This window comes from Nocardioides agariphilus, from assembly GCF_015352445.1.
In the GTDB taxonomy this organism is placed as follows: Bacteria; Actinomycetota; Actinomycetes; order Propionibacteriales; family Nocardioidaceae; genus Nocardioides; species Nocardioides agariphilus.
This window is the reverse complement of record NZ_JADKPO010000002.1, coordinates 230578-242302: the sequence shown is the minus strand read 5'-3', so window position 1 is coordinate 242302 and position 11725 is coordinate 230578. Positions and strand designations below refer to the sequence as shown.

General features: G+C 68.8%; 9 protein-coding genes and 1 pseudogene. 6 read left to right on the top strand and 4 right to left on the bottom strand.

Features of this window, described 5'->3' with window-relative positions; all coding sequences use genetic code 11:
- Nucleotides 1–80: 80 nt before the first annotated feature.
- A complete protein-coding gene (locus ISU10_RS02965) occupies nucleotides 81–2966 on the bottom strand; it encodes a vitamin B12-dependent ribonucleotide reductase (protein ID WP_194694864.1) in 2886 nt (961 codons plus the stop codon).
- Between the two features lie 157 nt (nucleotides 2967–3123).
- Nucleotides 3124–3615, bottom strand: coding sequence for a transcriptional regulator NrdR (nrdR, locus tag ISU10_RS02960; protein ID WP_194694863.1), 492 nt, complete (start codon nucleotides 3613–3615; stop codon nucleotides 3124–3126).
- A 336-nt stretch (nucleotides 3616–3951) separates the two neighbouring features.
- Here nrdR and ISU10_RS02955 point away from each other — a divergent pair, with 336 nt between their 5' ends.
- Nucleotides 3952–4338 (top strand): hypothetical protein, encoded by a 387-nt coding sequence (locus tag ISU10_RS02955; RefSeq protein WP_194694862.1) that lies wholly within the window; start codon nucleotides 3952–3954, stop codon nucleotides 4336–4338.
- Nucleotides 4335–4742, top strand: a complete 408-nt coding sequence (locus ISU10_RS02950) for a DUF3052 domain-containing protein (protein ID WP_194694861.1) — start codon at nucleotides 4335–4337, stop codon at nucleotides 4740–4742. The genes ISU10_RS02955 and ISU10_RS02950 overlap by 4 nt, the downstream gene beginning before the upstream one ends.
- 5 nt (nucleotides 4743–4747) lie before the next feature.
- Here ISU10_RS02950 and lexA read toward each other — a convergent pair whose 3' ends face one another.
- Nucleotides 4748–5503, bottom strand: a complete 756-nt coding sequence (gene lexA, locus ISU10_RS02945) for a transcriptional repressor LexA (RefSeq protein ID WP_194694860.1) — start codon at nucleotides 5501–5503, stop codon at nucleotides 4748–4750.
- Between the two features lie 267 nt (nucleotides 5504–5770).
- Here lexA and ISU10_RS02940 point away from each other — a divergent pair, with 267 nt between their 5' ends.
- Together ISU10_RS02940 and ISU10_RS22820 are read left to right on the top strand one after the other, a co-directional pair.
- Nucleotides 5771–6172 (top strand): LysM peptidoglycan-binding domain-containing protein, encoded by a 402-nt coding sequence (locus ISU10_RS02940; protein WP_194694859.1) that lies wholly within the window; start codon nucleotides 5771–5773, stop codon nucleotides 6170–6172.
- Nucleotides 6173–6477: 305 nt separating this feature from the next.
- Nucleotides 6478–7140 (top strand): annotated as a pseudogene (locus ISU10_RS22820) (phosphatase PAP2 family protein); the annotation flags it as partial.
- A 72-nt stretch (nucleotides 7141–7212) separates the two neighbouring features.
- Here ISU10_RS22820 and ISU10_RS02935 read toward each other — a convergent pair.
- Complete coding sequence (locus ISU10_RS02935; RefSeq protein WP_442417784.1) at nucleotides 7213–9180, bottom strand: ATP-dependent DNA helicase; 1968 nt, start codon at nucleotides 9178–9180, stop codon at nucleotides 7213–7215.
- Between the two features lie 271 nt (nucleotides 9181–9451).
- Here ISU10_RS02935 and ISU10_RS02930 point away from each other — a divergent pair, with 271 nt between their 5' ends.
- The gene (locus tag ISU10_RS02930) at nucleotides 9452–10513 is read left to right on the top strand and encodes an ABC transporter ATP-binding protein (RefSeq protein ID WP_194694858.1); all 1062 of its coding nucleotides are present in this window, start codon (nucleotides 9452–9454) and stop codon (nucleotides 10511–10513) included.
- On the top strand, nucleotides 10510–11724 hold the full coding sequence (locus ISU10_RS02925; RefSeq protein ID WP_194694857.1) for an ABC transporter substrate-binding protein: 1215 nt from the start codon (nucleotides 10510–10512) through the stop codon (nucleotides 11722–11724). The genes ISU10_RS02930 and ISU10_RS02925 overlap by 4 nt, the downstream gene beginning before the upstream one ends.
- The last annotated feature ends 1 nt before the right edge of the window (nucleotide 11725 follow it).

Below are 11725 nucleotides of genomic sequence, written 5' to 3'. Positions count from 1 at the left end.
AACGACGAAGCACGAGGCGCCCGCCCCGAGCGATCGGGACGGGCGCCTCACCCTGCCACTTGACAGGAATCGCCTACATATCAGCTGCAGCCGCTGGTGCTGCCGCAGCCCTCGCACACGTAGCAGCTGCCCGCGGGACGCATCTTGGTGCCGCAGGTCATGCAGAGCGGGGAGTCGACGGCGGTGCCGGTGATCTTCTCCAGGAGCTCAGCGGAGGTGTGGGCCTCCTTCACCGCGGCCTGAGGGGCCTCGGGCGCCGGCGCCTCGTCGGCCGGGGCGTCCTCGACGATCGTCGCCTCGACGGGGACGTCGGCCTTGAGGGACTCGGCCTCGCTGATCGCGAGGGCCTCGTAGCTGCCGGTCTCGAGGTAGCGCTGACGCTCCTCGGCGGAGTAGATGCCGAGCATCGAGCGGTCCTCGAAGGACAGGTAGTCGAGAGCCAGGCGGCGGAAGATGTAGTCCATGATCGACTTCGACATCCGCACGTCGGCGTCGTCGGTGAGGCCCGCGGGCTCGAAGGACAGGTTGGTGAACTTCGAGACGTAGGTCTCCAGCGGGACGCCGTATTGGAGCCCGATCGAGACCGCGATCGAGAAGGCGTCCATCACACCGGCCAGGGTCGAGCCCTGCTTGCCGAGCTTGAGGAACACCTCGCCCAACTGGCCGTCGTCGTGCGCTCCGGAGGTCATGTAGCCCTCGGCGCCACCGACGGTGAACGACGTCGTGCGCGAGGTGCGCGACTTCGGCAGGCGCTTGCGCGTCGGGCGGTAGACGACCACCTCCTTGACCTCCGTGACCGGCTCGACCGACGAGGAGGTCGCGCGGGCCTGGTCGGCCTTGGAGGAGTCCGACTTGCCGTCGGCCAGGGGCTGGCCGACCTTGCAGTTGTCGCGGTAGACGGCGGTGGCCTTCAGGCCGAGCTTCCACGACTGGAGGTAGATGTCCTCGATCTCCTCGACCGTCGCGGTCTCGGGGAGGTTGACGGTCTTGGAGATGGCGCCCGACAAGAAGGGCTGGGTGGCCGCCATCATCCGGACGTGGCCCATCGGCTTGAGCGCCCGGGCGCCCATCGCGGTGTCGAAGATCTCGTAGTGCTCGGTCTTGAGACCAGGCGCGTCGATCACGTGGCCGTGCTCGGCGATGAAGGCGACGATCGCCTCGACCTGCTCCTCGGCGTAGCCGAGCTTGGTCAGCGCCCGCGGGATGGTCTGGTTGACGATCTGCATCGAACCGCCGCCGACGAGCTTCTTGAACTTCACCAAGGAGAAGTCGGGCTCGATGCCGGTGGTGTCGCAGTCCATCATGAAGCCGATGGTGCCGGTGGGTGCGAGCACCGAGGCCTGGGCGTTGCGGAAGCCGTTGGTCTCGCCGAGCTTCTGGACCTCGGCCCACGCCTGGGTGGCCAACTTGTGGACCTGCGCGTCGGCGATGCCGAGCGTGCGGACCGCGTCGTTGGCGGCCTGGTGCTTGCGCATCACGCGCTTGTGGGCCTCGGCGTTGCGGGCGTAGCCGGCGTAGGGGCCGACGACGCCGGCGAGCTCGGCCGAACGACGGTAGGAGACACCGGTCATCAGCGAGGTGACGGTCGCTGCCATCGCGCGGCCGCCGTCGGAGTCGTAGCCCAGACCCATCGCCATCAGCAGGGCGCCCAGGTTGGCGTAGCCGATGCCGAGCTGGCGGTAGTCGACGGTGGTCTTGCCGATCGCCTCGGTCGGGAAGTCGGCGAAGCAGATGGAGATGTCCATCGCGGTGATGATCACCTCGACGGCCTTGGCGAACAGCTCGGCGTCGAAGGTGTTGTCGTCCTTGAGGAACTTGAGCAGGTTGAGCGAGGCCAGGTTGCACGAGGAGTTGTCGAGCGACATGTATTCGGAGCACGGGTTGGACGCGGTGATGCGGCCCGTCTCGGGGTTGGTGTGCCAGTCGTTGATCGTGTCGTCGTATTGCAGACCCGGGTCGGCGCACTCCCAGGCCGCCTTGCTGATCTTGCGGAACAGCTCGCGGGCATCGACGGTCTCGATGACCTCGTGGGTCATCCGTGAGCGCAGCCCGAACGAGGTGCCCTCCTCGACCGCGCGCATGAACTCGTCGCTGACGCGAACCGAGTTGTTGGCGTTCTGGTATTGCACCGAGGTGATGTCGTGGCCGCCGAGGTCCATGTCGAAGCCGGCGTCACGCAGTGCGCGGATCTTGTCCTCCTCGCGCGCCTTGGTCTCGACGAACTCGACGATGTCGGGGTGGTCGACGTCGAGGACGACCATCTTGGCCGCGCGACGCGTGGCGCCACCGGACTTGATGGTGCCTGCGGACGCGTCGGCACCGCGCATGAAGGAGACCGGGCCGCTGGCGGTGCCGCCCGAGGACAGCAGCTCCTTGGAGGAGCGGATGCGCGAGAGGTTGAGGCCGGCACCCGAACCGCCCTTGAAGATGAACCCCTCCTCCTTGTACCAGTTGAGGATCGAGTCCATCGAGTCGTCGACCGAGAGGATGAAGCACGCCGAGACCTGCTGGGGCGACTTGGTGCCGACGTTGAACCAGACGGGGCTGTTGAACGAGAAGTACTGGTTGACCAGCAGCCAGGTCAGCTCGTGCTCGAAAACCGTCGCGTCGGTCGGCGTCGCGAAGTAGCCGTGGTCGAGGCCGCCCTTGACGTAGGTCGACACGACGCGGTCGATGAGCTGCTTGAGGCTCCACTCGCGGACGTCGGTGCCGACGGCGCCGCGGAAGTACTTGGTGGTGACGATGGTCGAGGCGTTGACCGACCAGGTCGAGGGGAACTCGACGCCGCGCTGCTCGAAGACGGTCTCGCCGGTCTTCCAGTTGGTCTGGACGACGTCGCGCCGCTCCCAGGTCAGCTCGTCGTAGGGGTGAACTCCGTCGGTGCTGAAGACGCGCTCGATGGTCATACCGGCTGCCTTGCCAGCGATGCCAGCGCTCTTGGCAGCCCCACTCACGGTCTCGGTCATATGCCTGTGCTCCTCGGTCCCACTCGGTGTCGGTCCCTGCTGAACATTCTTGCTGGCACCACCGACACTGCCGCAGGGATGCAGTGGGGTGCCCTGATCTGGGAGAGGTGATGCGCCCGGTACGCCGCTTCCCCACGACGTACCGGGCGGTCCTTGGTCAGCCGCTGGGGGCTGGGGTGACGAGCAGCTGCTCGAGGGGAGCTGCGTGGTGGCGCCTGAGGTCGGCGATCTCGGCCTCGAAGTCGTCGGCAGAGGCGAACTGCTTGTAGACCGAGGAGAACCGCAGGTAGGCGACGTCGTCGAGGTCGCGCAGCGGGCCCAAGATCGCCAGGCCGATCTCGTGGGCGGGCACCTCGGCAGCGCCGGACTGGCGCAAGGAGTCCTCGACCTGCTGGCCCAGGCACGCCAGGTCGTCCTCGGTGACCGGCCGGCCCTTGCAGGCCTTGCGCACTCCGGCGACGGCCTTCTCGCGGTCGAAGGGCTCGGACGCGCCGGACCGCTTGACCACGCTCAGCTGGGCCAGCTCGACGGTCGTGAACCGCTTGTTGCAGGCCGAGCAGGACCGGCGGCGGCGGATGGAGGTGCCGTCGTCGGCGACGCGGGAGTCGATCACGCGGGTGTCGGTGTCGCGGCAGTAGGGACAGTGCACGACGACTCCTCTCGCGTGTCGAAGGGCGCGTCAAGGCGCGCCACAAGAGCCTCTGACAGGCTGTGGATAACTGGGCGGTGATGGTGGATCGGAGGCTTGGACCTGTGGGGTCCGAGCGGCCCGCTGTGGATGTGGTGTGGATAACTACATCCGTGTAGTTCGACTATATGTTGGGGTGCGGGGTGTGACAAGCCCCTAGATAGGCCACTTTCGCTGAACCCGGTGCAGCACCCGCATCCGCCCAGGTCAGAGGGTGGTCCAGACGGGTCGGGCCCGGCGTGTCGGGTCCTCGGCAAGCCCGCTCGGCCCGCTCGGGCCATGGGTCAGAATGGCCCGATGGAGTCGTCGGGCAAGCACGCGGGAAAGCGGCGTGCCGAGCCCGGACATCCCGCCCAGCACTCGCAGCCGGCCGTCACACAGCCCCCAGCCGGTGGCGCTGCGCCCTCCCGGTCGCGAGCCAAGCTCCTGCTGCTCGCCGTCGGCGTCACGCTGGCGGTGGTCGCGTGGGGCTACCTGGTCTACGCGGCCATCGACTTCGGGGCCAGCGCCCGAGCCGGGCAGAGCGGCTCGTGGGCGTTGCTCGCGCTGGCCTCGCTCGGGGCGGTGGCCTGCCTGTTCGTGGGCCTGCTGCTGGTGGCCCGACTGCTGCGGATGCTGGGGCTCCTCAAGGGCGATGCGCCCAAGCCGCCACGGCTGACCGGTGGCAAGCGGGCCGCCCGATGACCAGTGCGCCCGCGGGCTACTCCGGCACGCCGCTGCCCCAGAAGCTGGGCATCAAGCCAGGCCTCGTGGTCTTCCTCGACGGCCAGCCCCACCAAGTCGACCTGGGCGATCTGCCGGCCACCAACGTGGTGCGTCGGCTGCCGAGGTCGGCCGACATCACGCTCACCTGGCACACCTCGCTCGCGGCGCTCGAGAAGCGACTGCCGGTGCTGTTCGAGCGCACCTCGAGCGCCGGCATGGTGTGGGTGTGCTGGCCCAAGAAGGCGAGCAAAGTCCTGACCGACCTCGACGAGAACAAGGTGCGAGACCTGGGCCTCGAGCTCGGCTTCGTCGACGTCAAGGTGGCCGCCGTCGACCAGACCTGGTCAGGGCTGAAGTTCGTCCGGCGGTTGCGGGACAGGTAGCGGCATCACACCTTGCGCAGGACCGCGGTGACGATGCCCAGGATGCTGGCGTTGGTGCCGTCGATCGGCTCGTAGGCAGAGTTGTGCGGGAGCAGCCACACCTTGCCGTCCTTGCGCCGGAACGTCTTGACGGTGGCCTCCCCGTCGATCAGCGCTGCCACGATGTCGCCGTTGTCGGCAGTCTGCTCCTGCCGGATCACCACGTAGTCGCCGTCGCAGATCGCGGCCTCGACCATCGAGTCGCCCGAGACCTGCAACAAGAACAGCGTGCCCTCCCCGACCAGTTGCTTGGGCAGCGGGAAGACGTCCTCGACGCGCTCCTCGGCGAGGATCGGGCCGCCAGCCGCGATCCGGCCGACCACCGGGACATAGGTCGCCGGGGTCACGGTGTCGCCGATGCCGGTCTCGTCGTAGGTCGACTCGTCGGCCGAGCCGAGCGACCGCCTGGCCGCCATCACCTCCGGCAAGAACACCTCGAGGGCGCGGGGCCGGTTGGGGTCGCGCTTGAGGAAGCCCTTCTCCTCGAGCACGCGCAGCTGGTGAGCCACGCTCGAGGAGCTCGTCAGTCCGACCGCCTCGCCGATCTCGCGCATGCTCGGCGGGTAGCCGACCTTCTCGATGGAGTCCTTGATGTGGGCCAGCACGCGTTGCTGGCGCGGCGTCAGCCCGGTCGCATCGGGGGGTCCGTCGGGAAGCTCGGAGACGTTGCCACGACCGGTCGACTTTCGGGCGGCCTTCTCGGGCTTGCTCTCGGTTGCCATGGGCGAACGGTAGACCCGTTGGGCCCCAGGGTTCAAACACCTGTTCGAACGGCGTGTCTGGACGTTTCTTCGAACACGTCTTCGAGCGAAGGGTTGTGCGCGTTCGAACACATGCTCTACTCTCGATCACATGTTCGATCGAACGTCTGATCGAGCGGGCTCGACAGCCACTGTCGGCGCTCGGCGATAGACATCGTTTCGGAACAGGAACCATCCGCCGGCCAGGGGGTCGGCCTTCCCCAACGGGCACAGTCCCAGGAGGTCCCGATGAGCACCATCACGATTGACCAGGTCCGCCCGGTCCGAGTGGCGCGACGAGGGCGCCCGGCCCGCCCGGCCCGCCCGGCCCGCCCGGTCCAGGCGAGCCCGAGCGTGCGCCTGACGCGTCGTGGGCGCATCGTGGTGCTGCTGTTGGGTCTGGCGATCGCCCTGATGGCCGGCATCTTCCTGGGCGCCGGCTCGGTGGCCACCGAGCACCCCGGCACGCCCGAGCCGACGCGCATCGTGCAGGTGGCACCGGGCGACACGCTGTGGGGGATCGCTGCCGACGCCGCTGCCGCCACGGGCGAGGACGACATCCGCACCATGGTCGACCGCATCGAGCGGCTCAACGCCCTCGACTCGGGCATGGTGCTGGCCGGACAGCGGCTCCGGGTGCCGACCGACTGAGGTGTCCGAGCTCGCGAGCTCGCGCCTCGACCACAGATAGCTGAAGACTTCGCCAGCCGACTCGACCCCGGCTGGCGAGCCGGGGAAGACGAGGGGCGGGGCCAGACGGTCCCGCCCTTCGCGGTGTGTGAGGGTTCGGTGCAGGCTCATCTGACGGCTTGCGGAATCAGTTCGACCGCGATGATTGTTGCGGTAGGCGACGGTCGATACTTACGTATCGAAAACGTGTCACCTGGCCTCTTCAGGGGCGGGCCAGGGAAACAACTGATGTGCATCACTTGATGAGACGGGGCAGGCTCTAGGTCATGGGGAGCGTACGGCGGGAGAGCGAGGCGGTCGCGAACAAGACCGCCGCTCGGGGCTGGCGCAACGCCCTGGTCGAGATGGCCATCATCTTGACCCTCTACGTCGCCTACTCGGGCTCGCGGATGTTTGCCAGCGACGCCCTGCGCCCAGCACAGCGTCGTGCCGCCGAGCTGCTCGACATCGAGAGCACGCTGCACCTGTCGTGGGAGGGCGCGCTCAACCAGGTCTTCGCGGTCAGCCGGGGCCTGAGCCTGTTCGGCAGCCTGTGGTACGCCACGGCCCACTACGTGGTCACCGCGATCGTGCTGGTGTGGCTCTACCGTCGCGGAGCGCATGTCTACGTGCCGGCTCGCCGCGCCCTCGTCGTCGGCACGGTGATCGCCCTGGTCGCCTACCTGCTGCTGCCGACAGCTCCCCCGAGGCTGTTCGGTGGGTACGCCGATGTGCTGGCGCTGACGTCCGGCGACGGGTGGTGGGGCGGCGACGCCTCGGCGCCCAAGGGTCTCGGCGGCCTGACCAACCAGCTCGCCGCCTTCCCCTCCTTGCACGCAGGGTGGGCGCTGTGGGTGGCGATGGTGCTCCAGCAGCACGCCACGAGGCGCTGGATGCGCATCGGTGGCTGGCTGCACGCCCTGATCACCGGCCTGGTGGTCGTCGGCACCGGCAACCACTGGGTCGCCGACGTGCTGATCGGCTGGCTGGTGATCTGGATGGGCTTCAAGCTCACCTCGGGCTCAACCGGCGCCCGGGTCGGCCAGACGCTTGAGGGCCTGGCGCACCACATCGGGATCGGTCGTGGCCCACATGGGCGGCAGGCTCGCCTTGAGGAACCCGCCGTACCTCGCGGTCACCAGTCGCGGGTCGAGGACGGCGACCACTCCGCGGTCGGCGGAGGTCCGGATCAGTCGCCCGGTCCCCTGCGCGAGTAGCAACGCGGCGTGCGTCGCGGCGACCTGCATGAAGCCGTTGCCGCCGGCGTCGTCGACGGCACGTTGACGAGCAGACATCAGCGGGTCGTCGGGTCGGGGGAACGGAATCCGGTCGATGATCACCAGCTGACAGGTCTCCCCTGGCACGTCGAGGCCCTGCCACAGGCTCAGCGTCCCGAACAGGCAGGTGTGCGGGTCCTCGACGAACTGGCGCGCCAGCTCGGGCAGCTGGGCGTCGCCTTGGGCCAAGGTGGTCAGGTGGGGAAGGCGGTCTCGTACCTCGGCCGCCGCGGTCTCGGCGGCACGACGTGAGCTGAACAGGCCGAGCGTGCGGCCGTTGGCCGCGTCGACCAGGTCGACGATCTCGTCGAGCTGGGCCTTGCCCAGGCCGTCGCGGCCAGGAGTCGGAAGGTGCTTGGCGACGTAGAGGATGGCCTGGCGGCCGTAGTCGAACGGGGAACCGGCGTCGAGGCCGCGCCATGGGAGGGCCTCACTCCCGCCGGTGGTCGAGATCGGGGGGCCCGGGTGGGTGGTCTCAAGCTCGTCCACCGAAGAGCCCTCGACCACGCGTTCGGCTGGCTTGAGCCCGATCGAGACGGCCATCGAGGAGAAGTCGCCACCCAGCATCAAGGTGGCGGAGGTGAAGATGCCCGTCTTGTCGGACAGCAGCTTGTCGCGCATCGGGCCCCAGACCTGCAGCGGCGCCACGTGCAGTCGCGGCGGGCTGCGGTCGCCGCCTTCGGAGAGCCACAAGACGTCGGAGTCGGAGTTGCTCGCCATCCGCTCGGCGGTGACGAAGACGTCCTGGACCATGCCGCGGGCCTGGGTGCGGCTCGCGTCCACTCCCTCGCCTGGGGCTCCCTCGGGCTCGCGCGGGTAGGCAGACAGACAGGCCCGGGCTGCGTCGCGCACCAAGACGAGTGCGTCGGCCAGGGCCTCGGGGACGGCATCGAAGCGTCCGGGGCGGCAGTCGTCGATCGCCAGCTGCAAGGCATCGCCGGCATCGGCCAGGTCGTCGGCGGCGTTGGACTCCCCCACGTGGCGCTGGGACCGTCGGGCAGCCCTCTCGACGTCGGAGACCGCGAGCTCGTCGGTCGCGGCCTGGGTCACCCGCGCGACCAGCTCGTGGGCCTCGTCGACGACCACGACGTCGTAGTCGGGGATCATCGGCACGCCCTCGATCGCATCGATCGCGAGCAGCGAGTGATTGGTCACGATCAGGTGGGAGCGGTGGGCCTGCTCGCGGGCGACCTCGACGAAGCACTCCGTGCCGAAGGGGCACCGCGTCGCCCCCAGGCACTCGCGATGGTTGACCGAGACCTGGCGCCACTCCCGGTCGGTGTGACGCGGCGCCCGGTCGCGCTCGCCCGAGCCGCCGGTCCCGGCCTCCCGCTCGGCCCAGGCGCGCAGGTCGAGGACCTTCTTGGCCATCGACCCCGACGGCACCTCCACCAGCGCACCCTGGTCGTCGGGCACGCCCTCGCGGATGCGGTGCAGGCAGACGTAGTTGGACCTGCCCTTCAGCACGGCGTAGGAGGTGTCCACGGCTTGCTTGACGGCAGGCTCGGGACTGGCCCGGATCGCCTCGACCAGGCGCGGGATGTCACGCTCGACCAGCTGGTGCTGCAGGGCCAAGGTGGCGGTGGCGACCACGACCCGGCGCTCGTGGAGAAGCGCGGGCACGAGATAGCCCAGCGACTTGCCGGTGCCGGTGCCGGCCTGGACCAGCAGGTGCTGGCCCCCCGACATCGCCTCGGCCACGGCCTCGGCCATCGCCACCTGGCCGGGCCGCTCCTCGCCGCCGAGGGCCTCGACCGCGGTGGCGAGCACCTGGCGCACGGTCGTCTCGTGGGTCACCGAGGACTTGTCGCCAGGCACGTCGGAACCATACGTGCGGGCAGGGACACCCGTCGTACGTCGTTCACAGGGCTGGTCTCGAGACAGCTGCCGGCACGCCTTCCTCGACCTGCGAGGTCCAGACACTTTCGGTTTCGAAACAGCAACGTGCTTGTGGCAACGGATTCGGTGGTCCTAGGTTTCGGCAGTGAGCTCGTCCGCGGCCGTCCGGCTGGAGTCCGTCACCAAGCGGTTCGGCGCGGTCACGGCGGTCGACGGGCTGGACCTCGAGATCCGCGACGGTGAGTTCTTCTCGATGCTCGGACCCTCGGGCTCGGGCAAGACGACCGTGCTGCGGATGATCGCCGGCTTCGAGGCGCCGACCTCGGGCAAGGTCTTCCTCGACGAGCAGGACGTGACCAAGCAGGCGCCGTTCGCCCGCAACGTCAACACCGTCTTCCAGGACTACGCCCTCTTCCCGCACCTCGACGTGGTCGGCAACGTCGAGTACGGGCTGGCGGTCAAGAAGGTCCCGCGCAAACAGCGCCGCGAGCGCGCCGAGGAGGCGCTCGCGTCGGTGCAGCTGAGCGGCTTCGGCGCCCGCAGGCCCAGCCAGCTCTCCGGCGGCCAGCGCCAGCGGGTGGCGCTGGCCCGCGCGCTGGTCAACCGCCCCAAGGTGCTGCTTCTCGACGAGCCGCTGGGCGCCCTGGACCTCAAGCTGCGCCGCGAGATGCAGCTCGAGCTCAAGCAGCTGCAGCGCGAGGTCGGCATCACCTTCGTGTTCGTCACCCACGACCAGGAGGAGGCGCTGACGATGAGCGACCGCATCGCGGTCTTCAACCACGGGCGCGTCGAGCAGGTCGCAGCACCGGCACAGCTCTACGAGGCCCCGGCGTCGTCGTTCGTAGCGGGCTTCGTGGGCACCTCCAACCTGATCAGCGGGGAGACCGCGAGGGTCGTGCTCGGCCGCGAGGGCATGTTCTCCATCCGCCCGGAGAAGATCCTGCTCGCCGGCACCGACGAGGCGCAGGGCCTGCGCGGACGCGCCACCGGCGTCATCGAGGCGGTGGTCTACCTCGGCTCGGTCAACCACTACGTCGTCCGCCTCGACGAGGGCGGGACCCTGACCGTCTTGCGACAGAACCTCCACGGCACGTCCGACCAGAAGGTCGGTGCCGAAGGCGACCGGGTCACCTTGGCCTGGGCCGACGAGCACGTCATCGACCTCAACCCCCCATCCGCCTCGGGCAACCACCAGGAGGAGAAATGAGAAAGAAGCGCACCCTGGCCGGGACCGCGGCGTTCGGGCTGGCCCTGGCCCTGAGCCTGGCCGCCTGCGGCACCGAGGACGCCGGGGACGACAGCAGCCCGGACAGCGCCAGCGAGGGGCCAGGCGGCTTCGTACCGCCCGACATCGCGATGGCCGACTCGCTGGGCGACAACGAAGGCACTCTCAGCGTGCTCGCGTGGCCGGGCTACGCCGAGGACGGCAGCACGGACAAGGCCGTCGACTGGGTCACTCCGTTCGAGAAGCAGACCGGCTGCGACGTGTCGGTCAAGTACTTCAACACCTCCGACGAGGCCGTGACGCTGATGAAGTCCGGCCAGTACGACGTCGTGTCGGCGTCCGGTGACGCGACGCTGCGCCTCATCGCCGCAGGTGACGTGGCGCCGGTCAACACCGACCTGATCCCCAACTACGCCGATGAGTACGACTTCCTCAAGGACCGCCCGTGGAACTCCGTCGGCGGCCAGATGTACGGCGTTCCCCACGGCTACGGCGCCAACCTGCTGATGTACAACACCGACGTGGTCAAGCCCGCGCCGACCAGTTGGAGGGCGGTGTTCGAGGACGCGTCGACCTACAGCGGCAAGGTCACGGCCTACGACTCGCCGATCTACATCGCCGACGCGGCGCTCTACTTGATGAAGACCCAGCCCGACCTCGGCATCAAGGACCCCTACGCCCTCGACGCCGACCAGCTCGCGGCCGCCGTCGACCTGCTGAAGGCCCAGAAGGAGCACGTGGGCGAGTACTGGTCGGACTACCTCAAGGAGATCTCGGCCTTCGAGTCCGGCGACAGCGTCGTGGGCACCACCTGGCAGGTGATCGTCAACTACACCAAGGCCAACGTCGAGGCGATCCTGCCCGAGGAGGGCGCGACGGGATGGTCGGACACCTGGATGATCTCGTCGAAGACCGAGGTCCCCAACTGCGCCTACGCGTGGCTCAACCACATCATCAGCCCGGAGGCCAACGCCGCCGTGGCGGAGTGGTTCGGTGAGGCTCCGGCCAACCCGAAGGCCTGCGACCTGACGTCCGAGGGCTTCTGCGACGGCTACCACGCCGGCGACGAGAGCTACGCCGACCAGATCCACTACTGGACGACGCCGATCGAGCAGTGCCTGGACGGCCGCACGGACGTCTCGTGTACGACCTACCAGGACTGGACCCAGGCCTGGACCGAGATCAAGGGCTGAC